The organism is Sphingomonas sp. R1 (assembly GCF_025960285.1).
Taxonomy (GTDB): Bacteria; Pseudomonadota; Alphaproteobacteria; order Sphingomonadales; family Sphingomonadaceae; genus Sphingomonas.
On sequence record NZ_CP110111.1, the window covers coordinates 2,499,657 to 2,516,016 of the forward strand.

General features: G+C 67.5%; 17 protein-coding genes. 9 read left to right on the plus strand and 8 right to left on the minus strand.

The window, feature by feature from the left end; all coding sequences use genetic code 11:
• Positions 1 to 7: 7 nt before the first annotated feature.
• A complete protein-coding gene (locus tag OIM94_RS11955) occupies positions 8 to 544 on the plus strand; it encodes a DUF4269 domain-containing protein (protein ID WP_264606950.1) in 537 nt (178 codons plus the stop codon).
• Positions 545 to 606: 62 nt separating this feature from the next.
• On the opposite strand, the gene rpoZ is transcribed toward OIM94_RS11955, so the two are convergent.
• The gene (gene rpoZ, locus OIM94_RS11960; RefSeq protein ID WP_264606951.1) at positions 607 to 951 is read right to left on the minus strand and encodes a DNA-directed RNA polymerase subunit omega; all 345 of its coding nucleotides are present in this window, start codon (positions 949 to 951) and stop codon (positions 607 to 609) included.
• Positions 952 to 1,165: 214 nt separating this feature from the next.
• Here rpoZ and OIM94_RS11965 point away from each other — a divergent pair, with 214 nt between their 5' ends.
• From OIM94_RS11965 to OIM94_RS11990, 6 genes are all read left to right on the plus strand, one after another.
• Positions 1,166 to 2,335, plus strand: a complete 1,170-nt coding sequence (locus OIM94_RS11965) for a phospholipase D-like domain-containing protein (protein WP_413716401.1) — start codon at positions 1,166 to 1,168, stop codon at positions 2,333 to 2,335.
• A 206-nt stretch (positions 2,336 to 2,541) separates the two neighbouring features.
• Positions 2,542 to 3,741 (plus strand): ADP-forming succinate--CoA ligase subunit beta, encoded by a 1,200-nt coding sequence (gene sucC / locus OIM94_RS11970; protein ID WP_264606952.1) that lies wholly within the window; start codon positions 2,542 to 2,544, stop codon positions 3,739 to 3,741.
• Complete coding sequence (locus tag OIM94_RS11975; protein ID WP_264606953.1) at positions 3,738 to 4,211, plus strand: GFA family protein; 474 nt, start codon at positions 3,738 to 3,740, stop codon at positions 4,209 to 4,211. Before sucC ends, OIM94_RS11975 begins: the two co-directional genes overlap by 4 nt.
• Before the next feature lie 60 nt (positions 4,212 to 4,271).
• Positions 4,272 to 5,021 (plus strand): electron transfer flavoprotein subunit beta/FixA family protein, encoded by a 750-nt coding sequence (locus OIM94_RS11980; RefSeq protein WP_264606954.1) that lies wholly within the window; start codon positions 4,272 to 4,274, stop codon positions 5,019 to 5,021.
• A complete protein-coding gene (locus tag OIM94_RS11985; protein WP_264606955.1) occupies positions 5,021 to 5,950 on the plus strand; it encodes an electron transfer flavoprotein subunit alpha/FixB family protein in 930 nt (309 codons plus the stop codon). Before OIM94_RS11980 ends, OIM94_RS11985 begins: the two co-directional genes overlap by 1 nt.
• A gap of 5 nt (positions 5,951 to 5,955) precedes the next feature.
• A complete protein-coding gene (locus OIM94_RS11990) occupies positions 5,956 to 6,618 on the plus strand; it encodes a phytanoyl-CoA dioxygenase family protein (protein WP_264606956.1) in 663 nt (220 codons plus the stop codon).
• An 84-nt stretch (positions 6,619 to 6,702) separates the two neighbouring features.
• On the opposite strand, the gene OIM94_RS11995 is transcribed toward OIM94_RS11990, so the two are convergent.
• The 3 genes from OIM94_RS11995 to OIM94_RS12005 form a co-directional block, all read right to left on the minus strand.
• The gene (locus OIM94_RS11995) at positions 6,703 to 7,269 is read right to left on the minus strand and encodes a fasciclin domain-containing protein (protein WP_264606957.1); all 567 of its coding nucleotides are present in this window, start codon (positions 7,267 to 7,269) and stop codon (positions 6,703 to 6,705) included.
• An 84-nt stretch (positions 7,270 to 7,353) separates the two neighbouring features.
• The gene (locus OIM94_RS12000; RefSeq protein WP_264606958.1) at positions 7,354 to 8,049 is read right to left on the minus strand and encodes an anti-sigma factor domain-containing protein; all 696 of its coding nucleotides are present in this window, start codon (positions 8,047 to 8,049) and stop codon (positions 7,354 to 7,356) included.
• Positions 8,042 to 8,617 (minus strand): sigma-70 family RNA polymerase sigma factor, encoded by a 576-nt coding sequence (locus OIM94_RS12005; RefSeq protein WP_264606959.1) that lies wholly within the window; start codon positions 8,615 to 8,617, stop codon positions 8,042 to 8,044. Before OIM94_RS12005 ends, OIM94_RS12000 begins: the two co-directional genes overlap by 8 nt.
• Positions 8,618 to 8,711: 94 nt before the next feature.
• Between OIM94_RS12005 and OIM94_RS12010 the strand changes: the two genes are divergently transcribed.
• Entirely contained in the window at positions 8,712 to 10,082 is a 1,371-nt protein-coding gene (locus OIM94_RS12010) for an APC family permease (protein ID WP_264606960.1), read from the plus strand.
• Positions 10,083 to 10,217: 135 nt separating this feature from the next.
• On the plus strand, positions 10,218 to 11,336 hold the full coding sequence (locus OIM94_RS12015; RefSeq protein ID WP_264609899.1) for an MFS transporter: 1,119 nt from the start codon (positions 10,218 to 10,220) through the stop codon (positions 11,334 to 11,336).
• Here OIM94_RS12015 and nhaA read toward each other — a convergent pair.
• The 4 genes from nhaA to OIM94_RS12035 all read right to left on the minus strand — a co-directional run bounded on the left by nhaA (position 11,237) and on the right by OIM94_RS12035 (position 16,330).
• The gene (nhaA, locus tag OIM94_RS12020) at positions 11,237 to 12,499 is read right to left on the minus strand and encodes a Na+/H+ antiporter NhaA (RefSeq protein WP_264606961.1); all 1,263 of its coding nucleotides are present in this window, start codon (positions 12,497 to 12,499) and stop codon (positions 11,237 to 11,239) included. The genes OIM94_RS12015 and nhaA overlap by 100 nt on opposite strands.
• Before the next feature lie 62 nt (positions 12,500 to 12,561).
• Positions 12,562 to 14,157: a lysine--tRNA ligase gene (locus OIM94_RS12025; RefSeq protein ID WP_264606962.1), complete on the minus strand. Its 1,596-nt coding sequence runs from the start codon at positions 14,155 to 14,157 to the stop codon at positions 12,562 to 12,564.
• 41 nt (positions 14,158 to 14,198) lie between these two features.
• A complete protein-coding gene (feoB, locus tag OIM94_RS12030; RefSeq protein ID WP_264606963.1) occupies positions 14,199 to 16,055 on the minus strand; it encodes a ferrous iron transporter B in 1,857 nt (618 codons plus the stop codon).
• Complete coding sequence (locus tag OIM94_RS12035) at positions 16,052 to 16,330, minus strand: FeoA family protein (protein WP_264606964.1); 279 nt, start codon at positions 16,328 to 16,330, stop codon at positions 16,052 to 16,054. Before OIM94_RS12035 ends, feoB begins: the two co-directional genes overlap by 4 nt.
• Positions 16,331 to 16,360: the final 30 nt, after the last annotated feature.

A 16,360-nucleotide genomic window follows, 5' to 3' on the forward strand; every position in this document is an offset into this window, starting at 1 on the left:
CTCCCAGTTGAACAAGCCACAGGATCGGCCGCCCTATGGCGCAGCGCTCGCGCAAAGCGGTGTGCTTGAACGGCTAGCGGCTTTCGATCCGCACATTGCCGGCACCCCGCCGCTGGGCCTCGACCTGCCGAGCAGCGACATCGATATCCTCTGCCACGCTCCCAACCCGTCGCAGTTCGACGACGGGGTGTGGCGCGCTCTCGCCGACTGCCCTGGTTTCGCGATATGGCAGTGGCGCGACGAGGACCGACCGGTCGTTGCACGCTTCCACTGTGCCGGCTGGGTGTTTGAACTGTTTGGCCAAGCGCTTCCGGTAATCGAGCAGGCCGGCTGGCGCCATTTCCAGATCGAAAGGCGCCTCCTCGCCCTTGGCGGCGCCGCGTTCCGCGATGCGGTGCTGGCACTGCGGCGCGCTGGCGCGAAAACCGAACCTGCTGTCGCGGAGCTGTTTGGGCTGGCAGGTGAGCCCTATGCCACGCTGCTTACGCTGGAGCCGCTGGACGATGCCGCCCTGGGGCAACGGATTCGGCACGCCATCCGATAGGCAAACAAAAAGGGCCGGCGTTTCCGCCAGCCCTTTTGCTGTTCCGATAGCAGCGAAGGGGATCAGCCCTCGTAGTCGCCGCCCAGATTCTGGTTGCGGGGCGGGGCCGCCGCGGTGAGGCGGAGCGCCTCGGCCTGGGCCTGGATCGAGCCGACCTCGTCCGGCGCATCCTCGTCGTCGATCCGCACGCGCTGCAGGCTGGCAATCACGCCTTCCTGCAGATGATCGGGGCGCACGGTTTCTTCCGCGATCTCGCGCAGCGCGACGACCGGGTTCTTGTCGCGATCGCGATCGAGGGTGAGATCGGCACCGCCCGAGATCTGCCGCGCGCGCTGGGCGGCGAACAACACCAGGTCGAACCGGTTGGGAACCTTGTCGACGCAATCCTCGACTGTGACGCGCGCCATGTACGCTTCCTTGGGATAGGGGTGTCCGGGAAAGACCGGCCAGTTAGAGACCGGCTGTGGAAATGTCAAGGAAAGCGGCCCGCGGGCGGGCACGAACCCGTTTCGCGATTGAATCGTTGTGGCCCTGAACCTGATGGAGAATCGATTCACGATGGCGCCCTATGCCGATGCCGAGCCGCTTGCCGCTGGCGCCGATGCAGCGCAAGGCGCAACCATGCCACCGCTTTCGCAGCCCAGCTTCACGGTAGAGGGCAACCGACTGACGCTGCTGCCCGAGGGCCCAGAGCGGCTGCAGGCACTGCTCGCGCTCATCGCGGGTGCCGAGCGAACGCTGCGCGTGCTTTACTACATCTATCTCGACGACGAAGCGGGCGCCGCGGTGCGCCAGGCGCTGATCGATGCCGCCGGGCGTGGGGTGCGCACGTATCTGATCATCGACGGGCTGGGCAGCGAACATGCACAGGGCAACGACTTCTTCGAGCCGCTCCACGCCGCCGGGGTGGAGGTTTGTCGTTTCGTGCCGCGCTGGGGGCGGCGCTACCTGCTGCGCAACCATCAGAAGCTGGCGCTGGCGGACGAGGCGCGGGTGATCGTCGGCGGGTTCAACATCGAATCGAGCTATTTCGGCACCGTTGCCGATCAGGCGTGGCGCGACATAGGTCTGCTGGTCGAAGGCCCCGCCGCCGAACGGCTCACCGGCTATTTCGACGCGCTCGCCGCCTGGGCCAAGCGCCCGCGCGCATCGCTCCGCTCGCTGGGCCGGACGCTCAAGGCATGGAGCGAGCCGGAAGGTGCCACCCGCTGGCTGTTCGGTGGCCCGATGCGGCGCCTCTCGCCCTGGGCGCGCGTGGTGAAGCACGACATGGAGCGTGCCCGCTCGCTCGACCTCATCGCCGCCTATTTCGCGCCCAGCCCGGCGATGCTGCGGCGGCTCGACAAGGCCGGGCGGCGGGGCCGCGTGCGGCTGGTTCTGCCCGCCAAGCTGGATCATACCGCCGCGATCTGGGCGGCCCGCTTCACCTATGCCGGGCTGCTGCGCAAGGGCGTGCAGATCCATGAATATCAGCCGACCAAACTGCATACCAAGCTCTATGTGATCGACGATGTCGTCCATATCGGCTCGGCCAATTTCGACATTCGCAGCATGTTCCTGAACCTGGAACTGATGCTGCGCGTCGCCGATCCTGCCTTCGCCGCGCACGTCCGTGCCTATGTCGACGGCGAAGTCGCGCAGTCGGAGCGGATCACGCCCGAACTCTACAAGGCGCGCACCGGCTGGTGGACACGCGTGAAGCAACTGGGCGCCTATTTCGTCATGGCGGTGCTCGACTATAACGTGACGCGCCGACTGAACTTCGGCGATCGCGGCCCCGTCGAGCACTGAGACATGCCCACCCGCGCGGCAAGGGCGCGTAACCCGGGCTTAACTGCCGATGCGTGATAGCAACGACGCCACGCAGACGGGAACCTGGCCATTTGCAATTCGTTCGCACTTGCGATAACGCCTAAAAGGGTGGATTTCGCGCGCGCGCTGTGCTTTAGCCCGGCCCGATCCATTTCCCCGTTCCCTTGAAAAGGCGGACTGCTCCCATGAACATCCACGAATATCAGGCCAAGGAACTGCTCGCGAAGTTCGGCGTGCCCGTGCCGGCCGGCTTTGCCGCTCTGAGCGTCGAGGAGGCCGTCGAAGCCTCGAAGAAGCTGCCTGGACCGCTTTATGTCGTGAAGGCGCAGATCCATGCCGGCGGCCGCGGCAAGGGCAAGTTCAAGGAACTGCCAGCCGAAGCCAAGGGCGGCGTCCGCCTCGCCAAGACCGAGGACGAGGTTCGCCACGCCGCGACCGAGATGCTCGGCAACACCCTGGTAACGATCCAGACCGGCGCCGCCGGCAAGCAGGTCAACCGCCTGTACGTCACCGACGGCGTCGACATCGCCAAGGAATTCTATCTCGCGCTGCTGGTCGATCGCGCCACCGGCCGAGTCGCGTTCGTCGTCTCGACCGAAGGCGGCATGGACATCGAAACCGTCGCGCATGACACGCCGGAGAAGATCCACACCTTCGACGTCGATCCCGCGACCGGCTTCATGCCGCACCATGGCCGCGCCGTCGCCAATGCGCTCGGCCTCGAGGGCGATCTCGCCAAGCAGGCGCAGAGCCTGGCCGGCAAGGTGTATGACGCCTTCCTCGGCACCGACGCCTCGCAGATCGAGATCAACCCGCTTGCCGTGACCGACGACAACAAGCTGCTGGTGCTCGACGCCAAGGTCGGCTTCGACTCGAACTCGCTGTTCCGCCACAAGGACCTGATGGAACTGCGCGACGAGACCGAAGAGGACCCGATGGAGCTCGAGGCGTCGAAGTACGACCTCGCCTACATCAAGCTCGACGGCGACATCGGCTGCATGGTCAACGGCGCCGGTCTGGCGATGGCCACGATGGACATCATCAAGCTCAACGGCATGTTCCCGGCCAACTTCCTCGACGTCGGCGGCGGCGCGAACAAGGAGAAGGTCACCGCGGCGTTCAAGATCATCCTGAGCGATCCGGCGGTGAAGGGCATCCTGGTCAACATCTTCGGCGGCATCATGCGGTGCGACATCATCGCAGAGGGCATCGTCGCGGCTGCCAAGGAAGTGAACCTCGCGGTGCCGCTGGTCGTCCGCCTCGAAGGCACCAACGTGCAGCAGGGCAAGGACATCCTGGCCAATTCGGGCCTCGCGATCGTTCCCGCCAACGACCTGGGCGACGCCGCCCAGAAGATCGTGGCGGAGGTCAAGAAGGTCGCGTGAGCGACACGGCCGCCCCGACTGGCAAGTCGGTCGAGGGCGGCTGCCGCTGCCGCCGCGTGCGGTTCCGGGTGACGGGCGATGCGCTCGTCACCATGGCCTGCCACTGCACGGGCTGCCAGCGCATGACCGCCAGCGCCTATTCGCTGAGCGGGCTCTACCCGGCGGATGCGTTCGAAGTGATCGACGGCGCGCCGGAGATCGGCGGCCTCCACGGCGCCACCCGGCATTTCCACTGCGGACATTGCAAGAGCTGGCTGTTCACCCGGCCCGAAGGCCTCGACGCCTTCGTGAACATCCGCATGACGATGCTCGCCGCGCCGATGTCTGCCCCGCCCCTCTTCGAGACCTGGACCGAGGAGGCGCTGCCCTGGGCCGCGACTGGCGCTTCGTACAGCTATCCAAAATTTCCGCCCCCGGAATCCTTCGGCACGCTGATGCAGGCGTACGCCGAATCGCTTGCGAGCGGTTGACGTTCGCGTAAACGTAACCCAATTGTCAGGGGGAGAGCCCCGGCAGACAGGAAGGATGCGATGAAGGTCTTGGTGCCGGTCAAGCGTGTGCTTGACTATAACGTGAAGCCCCGCGTCAAAGCGGACGGGACGGGCGTCGATCTGGCGAACGTCAAGATGAGCATGAACCCCTTCGACGAGATTGCGATCGAGGAAGCGGTGCGGCTGAAGGAGAAGGGCGCGGCGACCGAGATCGTCGTCGTCACGATCGGTGTCGCCAAGGCGGAGACCGACGTGCTGCTCACCGCGCGCGCCATGGGTGCCGATCGCGGCATCCTGATCCAGACCGAGGACGAGGTGGAGCCGCTGGCGGTGGCCAAGCTGCTCGCCAAGGTCGCGGACGAGGAACAGCCTGGGCTGATCATCCTCGGCAAGCAGGCGATCGACGACGATTCGAACCAGACCGGCCAGATGCTCGCAGCACTGCTCGGCTGGGCGCAGGGCACCTTCGCCTCGAAGGTCGAAATCGCCGGCGACCGCGTGCACGTGACGCGCGAGATCGACGGCGGCCTCGAGACCGTGGACCTCAAGCTGCCGGCGATCGTCACCACCGATCTCCGCCTCAACGAGCCGCGCTACGCCACGCTGCCGAACATCATGAAGGCGAAGACCAAGCCGGTCGCGAAGAAGACCGTCGCCGATTACGGCGTCGACGTTACCCCGCGCCTCAAGACGCTGAAGGTCGTCGAGCCGGCAAAGCGCCAGGCGGGCATCAAGGTGGGTTCGGTCGACGAACTGGTCGAGAAGCTCAAGGGCATGGGAGTCGCGTGATGAAGACGCTGGTTTGGGTCGAACACGACAATCAGAGCGTCAAGGACGCGACGCTCTCCACCGTCACTGCGGCTGCCAAGCTGGGTGAAGTGCATCTGCTCGTCGCCGGCAAGGGCGTGTCCGCGGTGGCCGAGGCTGCCGCGCAGATCGCCGGCGTGGGCAAGGTCCATGTAGCTGACGATGCGGCGTACGAGCATTTCCTTGCCGAGAATGTCGCGCCGCTGGTCGTCCAGCTGATGGATGCCCATGACGCGGTGCTGTTCCCGGCGACCACCACGGGCAAGAACGTGGCGCCGCGCGTCGCCGCCGCGCTCGACGTGATGCAGCTCTCGGACATCCTCTCGGTCGAGGGTCCGGACACCTTCAACCGCCCGATCTATGCGGGCAACGCGATCGCCACCGTGCAGACCAGCGATAGCAAGCTGGTGATCACCGTGCGCGGGACCGCCTTCGACAAGGCGGCGGCGACCGGCGGCAGCGGCACGGTGGAAGCGGTCACGACGGCAGGCGACAAGGGTCTCTCGACCTTCGTCGGCGCCGAGATCGCCGCCTCGGAGCGTCCGGAGCTGACCAGCGCCAAGATCATCGTCTCGGGCGGTCGCGCGCTCGGTTCGTCGGAGCAGTTCCACGCGCTGATCGATCCGCTCGCCGACAAGCTGGGTGCCGCAGTCGGCGCCAGCCGCGCGGCGGTGGACGCAGGGTACGCACCCAACGACTATCAGGTCGGCCAGACCGGCAAGATCGTCGCACCGATGGCCTATGTCGCGGTCGGCATCTCGGGGGCGATCCAGCACCTCGCCGGCATGAAGGATTCGAAGACGATCGTCGCGATCAACAAGGACGAGGACGCGCCCATCTTCCAGGTGGCGGACATCGGCCTGGTCGGCGACCTGTTCACGCTGGTGCCGGAGCTGACCGAGAAGCTCTGAGTCAGGTGGCGCTCGATTTCGAACGCGATGGGGCGGCGCACCTTGCCGGTGCGGCCGCCCCTTTTCTGGCTCGCCTGCACGCGCTGGCCGTCACGCTGCCGGCGGACAAGGCCGGGCTGCGTCTGCATGGTGTGGAGGGCCTGGCCGGACTGGTGGCCGCGGACGCGCTTGGGGCTGTGCCCGCCGAGCGGCTGGGCGCCGCCGCCCGCCCCGTCCGCGCCATTCTGTTCGACAAGAGCGCCGCGACCAACTGGGCACTCGGCTGGCACCAGGACCGCACCATCGCCGTGCGGGAGCGCATCGACGTACCCGGCTATGGACCCTGGTCGACCAAGCAGGGACTGCAGCATGTCGAGCCGCCCTTTGCGCTGTTCGCGTCCATGCTGACGCTGCGCATCCACCTCGACGCGGTGTCCGCCGACAATGCGCCGCTGCTGATCGCGCCCGGCTCGCATCGGCTGGGCCGCGTGCCGGAAGCGGCAATCGCCGATGCCGTGGCGCGCTGCGGAACGGCGGCATGCCTGGCGGCGGCGGGCGACATCTGGCTCTACAGCACGCCCATCCTCCACGCCTCGGCCGCGAGTACCGCCAACACCCATCGCCGGGTATTGCAGGTAGACTATACCGCTTCCGATCTACCCGCCGGTCTGGCCTGGCTTGGCCTCTGAACGAGAAGGCCCGCCGGCAAGGAGGGTCGCCGGCGGGCCAAGACCTCGCCCAATGGGGGGATAGCGCGAGGCCTATCGGCAGCGTCAGGGCATGAGGACGCTGTCGATCACGTGAATCACGCCGTTCGACTGGTTGACGTCGGCGATCGTGATCTTGGCCTTGCCGCCCTTGGCATCCTGGATCACCCAGCCGCCCTTCGGGCCCTTCATGATCGTGATCGGCTCACCCTGCACGGTGGTGAGCGTCGCCTTGCCGCCATGCGCCTTGGCATTGGCCGCGATCTGCGCCGCGCTGAGCTTGCCGGCCACGACATGGTAGGTGAGGATCTTCGTCAGCGTCGCCTTGTTCTCCGGCTTCACCAGCGTGTCGACGGTGCCGGCAGGAAGCTTGGCAAAGGCGGCGTTGGTCGGCGCGAAGACGGTGAACGGGCCCGGGCCCGAGAGCGTCTCGACCAGGCCGGCGGCCTTCACGGCGGCGACCAGCGTGGTGTGATCCTTGGAATTCACGGCGTTCTCGACGATCGTCTTCGTCGGATACATGGCGGCACCGCCGACCATCGGATATTTCTGCACGGCAGCGACGGCGCCGGTGGCGAGCAGGGCGGCACCCACGATACCGGTGAGCGAGGCGAGACGGGTCTTGCGCGGCATCTTCTAGCTTCCTCTTGCTACACACCTCTCTGGCGGAGGTGCGGCGGAGCTACGGGGCGGCGCGAGCCCCGGATGCAGCAAAACTTAAAGTATGGTAATTTTTCCTGCGGCAACCGGCGGGCTGCTGGGGCCCGCATGCGGCGCGGTAGCAGCGTCTTCCATCGTCACGGCGAGCGTCGCCCCCTCCGCCAGCAGCGCGCGATGGTCGGGCGAAATTGGCATGTCGCGGCCGCCGCGCGTCGCGATCAGTCCCAGCGACACCGGCTTGCCACCTGCCGGGATCACCCACAGCTCGGGCGCGCGGCGGCTGGCGGGCATGCTTTCGGTGCGGACGTGGAGCATGCCCTGATCGACGTCATACCGCGCTGCGAAGGTCGCCCCGTCGGTACCGGTGATCTGCGCCACCACCACCGGTTGCGGCGGCAGCACCACGGCCTCCGGCACCGGTCGCAACAGCAGGATCGCGAGCAGCACGGCCGCAGCAGCGCTTGCCGCAATCGCGGTCGCCCGCCAGCGCCGCAGCGCGATCACCGCACCGGAATCACCTGCGGGCAAACGCGCCTCGATCCGGCGCCACAGACCGATCGGCGCCGGCACGTCGGCAGCTCCCAGTGCGAGGGGGGCAAAGTCGAGCGCCCAGCGCTCGACGGCCGCGGCGAAGCGGGGGTCGGCAAGCTGGCGGCGCCGGGCGGCGGCAAGCTCGTCGCCCTGGAGCAGCCCCAGTGCGAGCTCCGCAGCGAGGGCGATCTCCTCCTCTTCGGGGCGCAGCGGATCAGCCATCGCCGAGACACCCGCGGAGCTGCAGCAGACCGCGTCGAATCCAGCTCTTCATCGTGCCCAGCGGCACGGCGGCGGCGGCGGCCAGTTCGGGATAGGTGCGGCCCTGGAAGAAGGCGGCGCGGATCGCCCCCCGCGGCTTGTCGTCAAGCGCCTCCAGGCAATCGAAGATTCGCGCACGGGTTTCGCCCGCGTCGAGAAGTTCATCCGCCAGGGGGCTGCCATCGGGCAGGTCGAGCGCGGCCTCGACCGGGGCGGTTTCGCCAAGCCCGCGTGCGCGGCGCCAGTCGATCGCGGTGTTGCGGGCAATCGTGCACAGCCAGGTGATCGGGCTGGCGCGCGACGCATCGAAGCGCCCTGCCCTGTCCCACACCTTCAGATACACTTCCTGCATCACATCCTCTGCGGCCTCGCGGTCCTGGCAGATACGCAGGCAGACGCCCATCAGCTTCGCCGCTGTCAGATCATAGACGATTTTCAGCGCCTTGCGATCACCGCTCGCGACATCGCCAAGCGCCTGAACGAGCCGGGCTCGCGCGCCGTCGCCGGCAGAAGAGGTGGGAGAAGCCACGCGCGCAACCTAGCGAATCGCGCAGGCAGGGCAAGCGGCAGTGATTGACCTCCGAACGGCGCGCGCCCAGGCTCTACCGCATCTCGGGGGAACGATGCCGGAACCACATGCGCGACTGGACCGCAGCCTCGGCACCGCCGGCGTGCTGTTCCTCACCCTGTCCATTACCACCCCGGCCTCGTCGCTGTTCGTGATCGTGCCGGGCAGCCTGCAGATTGCCGGCACCGGCGCGCTGCTCGCCCTGGGCATCGCCGGTGTTGTTTGCCTCGCGACGGCGCTGATCTATGCCGAGCTCTCCTCCGCCTTCCCCGTGGCGGGCGGCGAATATGTGATGGTGGGGCAGACCCTGGGCCCCGCCGCCGGGTTCGTGATGCTGGGGGTCAACGCCTGCAACAACCTTCTCTTCCCGCCGGTAGCCGCACTGGGCATCGCCTCGGTCGCGTCCACCGTTGTGCCCGGGCTGCCGCCGGTGCCGGTGGCGGTAGCGGTGCTGCTCGCCTCGATGCTCATCGGCATCCTCAACATCCGCTTCAATGCGCTGCTGACCGGCGCGTTTCTCGCCGCAGAGGTGGCCGCGGTGCTGGTGATCCTGGCACTGGGAATGGCGACGCCCGTGCGCGACGTCCTGCCGCTGCTTCTCCACCCCGTGGCGCCAGCGGGTGGCGCGCTGGTCCCGGCGACGGCGGCGAATATTGGCCTCGCCACCTCGGTCGCGATCTTCGCGCTTAACGGGTACGGCGCGGCCGTCTATTTCGGCGAGGAAATGCACGGCGCGTCGCAGCGGATCGCCCGCGCGATCCTGCTGGCGCTGGTCGGTGCGCTGCTGCTGGAGGCCGTGCCGATCGTCGCCGCGCTGGCCGCCGCGCCGGACCTTGCCGCCTTCCTGTCTGCCGAGGATCCGTTCGGGGCTTTCGTGCGGATGCGGGGCGGGGCGACGCTCAACCTGTGGGTGGCGATCGGCATCCTCGTCGCCATCGTCAATGCCGTGATCGCCTGCATCCTCGCCAATGGACGCTTCTTCTACGCGACCGCCCGCGACGGCAGCTGGGGGCGGCCGATCGACGCCTGGCTCGCGGCGATCCACCCCCGGTTCGGCTCGCCCGCACGCGCGACCTTGGTGTCCGGCGCGATCGGGATTGCCGCCTGCTTCCTCCCGCTGCGGCTGTTGCTGCTGCTCAGCGGCACCGGCCTGATCGCGATCTACGCGGGGCTGGCGCTCGCGACGATCGCCGGGCGGCGCCGCGGCAGCACCGGACATGCCCCCTATCGCATGCCGCTGCACCCCTTGCCCGCCCTCGCCACGCTGCTGGTGCTGGCCGTCGTTGCGTGGCTGAATGCGCTGGACCCGGCCGAAGGCCAGCCAGCACTGCTCGCCACCGGCGCGCAGATCGTGCTCTCCGCCCTTTATTATACGCTGGTGCTGCGGCGGCGCGGGTGGACGGCGCACGTGCGAGCCCCGCTTTGATTGCGCGCAAAGCACCTGTCGGCATACGTATTTCTATTTGACGCTGCACTGCAGCAAACCCATTTGCGGGGGGTGCACGCTCCCCTGCCCCGCTCCGCCGCCCGCTCGCCGGGCCTGGTCCATTTCGCGCTTGCCATGGGCGGGTTCGCGATCGGCACCACCGAATTCGCGACGATGAGCCTCCTGCCCTATTTCTCCAAGGGTCTGGGCATTGATGAGCCGACCGCGGGCCATGTCATCAGTGCCTATGCGCTGGGCGTGGTGGTGGGGGCGCCGCTGCTCGCGGTGGCAGCGGCGAAATGGTCGCGGCGGACGCTGCTGATCGCGCTGATGGCGAGCTTCGCGCTGTTCAACGCAGCGAGTGCCCTCGCCCCGACCTATCACTGGATGCTGCTCTTCCGCTTCCTCAGCGGGCTGCCGCACGGCGCCTATTTCGGGATCGCCTCGCTGGTCGCGGCGTCCCTCGTGCCGAACGACCAGCGTTCACAGGCAGTAGGGCGGATCATGCTCGGCCTTTCGGTGGCAACCGTGCTCGGCGTGCCCGCAGCCAACTGGCTCGGCCAGGCGGTGGGCTGGCGCTGGGGCTTCGCCATCGTCGCGGTGCTGGCGCTGATCACCGTGCTGCTGGTGCTCTGGCTGGCGCCGCAGGACCGCCCGCAGCAGGGCGCGAGCCCGTTGCGGGAGTTGCGTGCGCTGGCCAACGGGCAGGTCTGGCTGACGCTGGGGGTGAGCGCGATCGGCTTTGGCGGGCTGTTCTGCGTCTACACCTATGTTGCCTCAACGCTGATGCACGTCACCGGCACCCCGCCCTGGGGCGTGCCGCTGGTGCTGGCGATTTTCGGCATGGGGATGATCGGCGGCAACATCGTCGTGCCGCGCTTTGCCGACCGCGCGCTGATGCCGACCGGCGCGGCGCTGCTGATCGCCAGCGCGATCGCCTTGTCGCTCTATCCGCTGGCAGCGCATTCGCTGCCGCTGGTGGCGCTCGACGTCTTCGCAATCGGCTTTGCCGGCGCGCTGGGACCGGTGCTGCAGACCCGCCTGATGGACGTGGCCGGCGAGGCGCAGGCGCTGGCCGCCGCACTCAACCATTCGGCGTTCAACACCGCCAACGCGCTGGGCCCCTGGCTGGGCGGGCTGGCGATCGCCGCCGGTTACGGCTGGACGTCGACCGGCTGGGTCGGCGCGCTGCTGGCGCTAGGCGGGTTGGCGATCCTCGGGGCCGCAGTGCTGGCCGACCGCAGGACCGCGTAACCCGCCACCGCCGACAGAATCGAGCCGAGCAGTACGCCGATCTTCACCTCGTCGACGAACAGCGCGTTGCCGGGGAAGGCGAGGCCGCCGATGAACAGGCTCATCGTGAAGCCGATCCCGGCAAGCAGCGACACGCCGTAGATCTGCCGCCAGCCGGCATTGCCGGGGCGCTTGGCGAACCCCGTCTTCACCGCCAGCCAGATGCTGCCGAAGATGCCGAGTTGCTTGCCGAGGAACAGCCCGGCGGCGATGCCCAGCGGCAAAGGTTCGAGCAGGATCGCCGGGGACAGGCCTTCGAACGAGACGCCCGCGTTGGCGAAGCCGAAGAGCGGCACGATCAGAAACGCGGACCAGGGGTGCAGCGCATGCTCCAGCCGGTGAAGCGGCGAGTCCACGGCATCGGGTGCGGCAGGCGACTTGACCAGCGGGATCGTCATCGCCGCGGCGACGCCCGCGATGGTCGCATGCACGCCCGACTGGAAGACCAGCACCCACAGCACGACCGCCAGCGCCAGATAGACGGCGAGATGGCGCACGCCGAAGCGATTGCAGGCGATCATCACGCCCAGCACCACCGCGGCGCCGGAAAGCGCAATCAGGTCGATATGCGCCGTATAGGCGACGGCGATGATCGCCACCGCGCCCATGTCGTCGACGATCGCCACGGTGGTCAGGAACAGCTTGAGCGCGGCCGGCGCGCGGCTGCCAAGGATCGCCAGCACGCCGATCGCAAAGGCGATGTCGGTGGCGGCGGGGATCGCCCAGCCGCTGGTGACGCCGGGGGTGCGGCCGGCGATCAGCAGATAGACGGCCGCGGGCACGACCATGCCCGCGGCGGCGGCGATCACCGGCAGGCGGCGGCGGTCCCAGCTCGCCAGCCGCCCGTCGACGAACTCGCGCTTGATCTCGAGGCCGACGAGCAGGAAGAACACCGCCATCAGCCCGTCGTTGATCCACAGGTGGACGGTCATCGGGCCGTGGAGCGGCGCGATCACCGGGCCGGTCTCCTGGTGGAGCGTGTGGAAATAGGTTTCGGAGACGCCGGGCAGGTTCGCCGCCAGCATCGCCAGCGCAGCCGCGGCAATCAGGAAGATGCCGCCCGCCGCCTCGCCGTGGAGGAAGGCCCGCGTCGCCGATCGGATATGGCGGATTCGGCGTCGCATGGTCTCGGTCCTTTCGATTGGTAAGCGTATCCTCCCCCGCCAGGGGAAGATACGCCTCGTTCTTACGCCACCTTCGCCAGCGCGTCGGCGATCAGCTTGCGGCTGTTCGCGATGCCGTACAGCGCAACGAAGCTGCCCATGCGCGGCCCCTGTTCGGAGCCTAGCAGCGTTTCGTACAGCGCCTTGAACCAGTCGCGCAGAGTCTCGAACCCACCGGTCTTGCCGATCTCGTAGACCTGGTCCTGGATCGCTTCGGCCGTGGCGTCGGCGGGCAGGGCGGCGAGTTCGGTGTCGAGCCGCTGCAACGCCTCGATCTCTACGCCCACCGGCGCACGCTTCTTGAGCGTCGGTGCGACGAAATCGCGGGCATAGGCGAGCGCATAGCCGATCAGACGGTCGAGCGCCGGATAGGTTGCCGGGTTCGCGTCCGGGACATAATTCGTCAGATAGCCCCAGACCTGCTCCTTGGTCGCCTCGCCCATTACGCCGACGAGGTTGAGCAGCAGTCCGAAGGTGACCGGCAGCGTCTCCGCCGGCGGCTCGCCATTGTGGATGTGGTGGACCGGGTTGCCCAGCCGCTGCTCGACCGCCTGGCCGGCATAATTGCCGCGGAACTGCCAGTATTCGTCGATCGCGCGCGGGATCACGCCGAGATGCAGCTGCTTGGCCTTTTTCGGCTCGCGATAGGCGTAGAAGGCGATGCTTTCCTCGGGGCCATAGGTCAGCCACTGTTCGAGGCTGAGGCCGTTGCCCTTGGACTTGGAGATCTTCTCGCCCTTTTCGTCGAGGAACATCTCGTAGTTGAAGCCTTCGGGCGGTCGGCCGCCGAGCACGCGGGCGATCTTGCCCGACTGGGTAACCGAGTCGATCAGGTCCTTGCCCGCCATCTCGTAATCGACGTCGAGCGCGACCCAGCGCATCGCCCAGTCGACCTTCCACTGGAGCTTGGCCTTGCCGCCGAGCACGCTCTGCACGATCCGCTCGCCCTCATCCTCGAAAGCGATGAGGCCGGCCTCAGCATCGACGACCTCGACCGGCACCTGGAGCACGATGCCCGATGTGGGGCTGATCGGCAGGACGGGCGAATAGGTCGCCTGGCGCTCGGCACGGAGCGTCGGCAGCATCACGTCCATGATGCCGGAATAGTGGCGCAGCACCTTCTTCAGCGCATCGTCGAAGCGGCCGCCGGTGTAATAGTCGGTGGACGAGGCGAACTCATATTCGAAGCCGAACTGGTCGAGAAATTCGCGGAGCCGCGCATTATTGTGGTGCGCGAAGCTTTCGTACTTCTCGAACGGATCGGGCACCTGGGTCAGCGGCTTGCCGAGATGTTCGCGCAGCATCGCCTGGTTGGGCACATTGTCCGGCACCTTGCGGAGCCCGTCCATGTCGTCGCTAAACGCGATCAGGCGGGTGGGAACGTCGCACAGGCTCTCGAAGGCGCGGCGGACCATGGTGGTGCGCAGCACTTCGTTGAAGGTGCCGATATGCGGCAGGCCCGAGGGACCATAGCCGGTCTCGAACAGCACATGGCCTTTCTCCGGCGCGCCACCCTCAGCGATCTGGGGGTAGCGTTTGAGCAGCTTGCGCGCCTCTTCATAGGGCCAGGCCTTGGAGACGAGCGCGGCTGCGCGGAGTTCGGGGGTTACGATGCTCATAGTCCCCTGCCTCTGCCGTTTTCGCAGCCGTGATGCAATTGCTAGAGGCCCAGGCCCACCGCGCTCCAGTAGGTGATGCCCGCCGCGACATAGGCCAGCGCGAACAGATAGCCGATCATGAAGGCCGGCCATTTCCAGCCATTGGTCTCGCGCCGCGTTACCGCGATGGTCGAGATGCACTGCGGCGCGAAGACGAACCACATCAGGAAGGCGAGCGCGCTGGGCAAACTCCAATGCTTCTGGAGCTGCTGCTGGATCGAGGCCTTGCCCGAGTCATCATCGGCATTGTCGATCGCGTAGACGGTGCCGATCGCCGCCACCGCCACTTCGCGCGCCGCCATCGCCGGGATGACCGCCAGCGCCATGTCGCGGTTGAAGCCGATCGGCGCCACGATCTTTTCCAGCCCGCTGCCGATGCGACCCGCGATCGAATAATCGACCTGCGAGATGCCGCTGCCCTCGGGCGGCTTGGGGAAGCTCAGGAGCGCCCACAGGATCACCGTGGTGTAGAGGATGATCGTGCCCGCGCGCTTGAGGAAGATCAGCGCACGCTGCCAGAGCCCGAGCAGCACGTCGCGCGCGCTGGGCCACTGATATTTGGGCATCTCCATCATGAAGCCCGAGGTCGCCCCCTTGGTCACCGTTCGGCGGAGCACCAGCGCGACGACGAAGGCGCCGAGGATGCCGAGGATGTAGAGGGCGAACAGCACCAGCCCCTGCAACCCCATGCCCGGCAGCACCGCCTTGTTGGGGATGAGCGCACCGATGATGATCGTATAGACCGGCAGACGTGCCGAGCAGGTCATCAGCGGCGCGATCAGGATGGTGGTCAGCCGGTCCTTCTCGTCGGCGATGGTGCGCGTCGCCATGATTCCCGGCACCGCGCAGGCGAAGCTGGAGAGCAGCGGGATGAAGGCACGGCCCGAAAGCCCCACGCTCGCCATCACCCGGTCCATCAGGAAAGCGGCGCGGACCATGTAGCCCGTGGCTTCCAGCACCAGGATGAAGGCGAACAGGATCAGGATCTGCGGCAGGAAGACAACGACCGCGCCGACGCCGGCGATCACCCCGTCGACGATCAGCGAACGGAGAACGCCATCGGGCAATGCGGCGCCGATCTCGGTGCCGAGCCATTGCATGCCGTCCTCGATGAAGCCCTTCGGCACCTCGGACCAGGCGAAGACCGCCTGGAACATCAGGAACATCGTGCCGAGCAGGATGATCGGCCCGGCGACCGGATGGAGGAACAGCGCGTCGAGCCGATGCGTCCAGCGCCGCGCGGCGGTTTCGGAAATCGTGACTGCGGTGGCGATCTGGCGCGCGCGGCGCTGGAGCAGGACGATGTCGTGCTGCACGCCGGGGGAGGGGCGGATCCTGGTCACGCCCTTCACCATCTCGGCCATGCGCTCCTTCAGCGCGTCGAGTCCGCGGCGGCGCACCGCAACGGTGGCGACCACCGGCACGCCCAGCTCGCGCTCGAGCGCTTCCGGATCGAGCTTCAGCCCGTCGCGCTCGGCGAGGTCGACCATGTTGAGCGCCACCACGATCGGCAGGCCCAGCGCGATCAGCTGGAGCGTGAAGCGGAGATGGTTGTCGAGATTGGACGCGTCGACCACGGTGAGAATCGCGTCCGGCAGTCGCTCGCCCTGCTGGCGGCCGAGCAGCACGTCACGCGTCACCTGCTCGTCGGGACTGCCGGGATCCAGGCTGTAGGCGCCGGGCAGGTCGATCAGCTCGATCGGCCGCCCATCGGGCAGCGCCATCCGGCCCGAATGGCGCTCGACGGTGACGCCGGGATAATTGCCGACCTTCTGCCGCGCGCCGGTGAGCGCATTGAACAGCGCGCTCTTGCCGGCATTGGGATTGCCGACCAGCGCAACCAATGGCGTGGTGTTCATGCGTGCTTGGCCAGCGGCGTCACATGGATGGCAGCTGCGACATGGCGGCGAAGCGCGACGGTCATCCGCCCAATGCGGCAGGCAAGCGGACCGCCGAAAATGCCGGAGCGGTGGAGCAATTCCACCTCGACGCCCTCGTCGAGACCCAGTTCGCGCAGCCGTCGCGCCTCGGGCTCTGCAAGCCGATCCCAGTCGACACCGGCCACCGTGCCCGGGGCATGGCGATGCAGTTGGGCGAGTCGTACGGGCACAGGAATCGCAGCGGTCGCGTTCATGCTGCGAGTGATTATCAATTACTTGGGGCC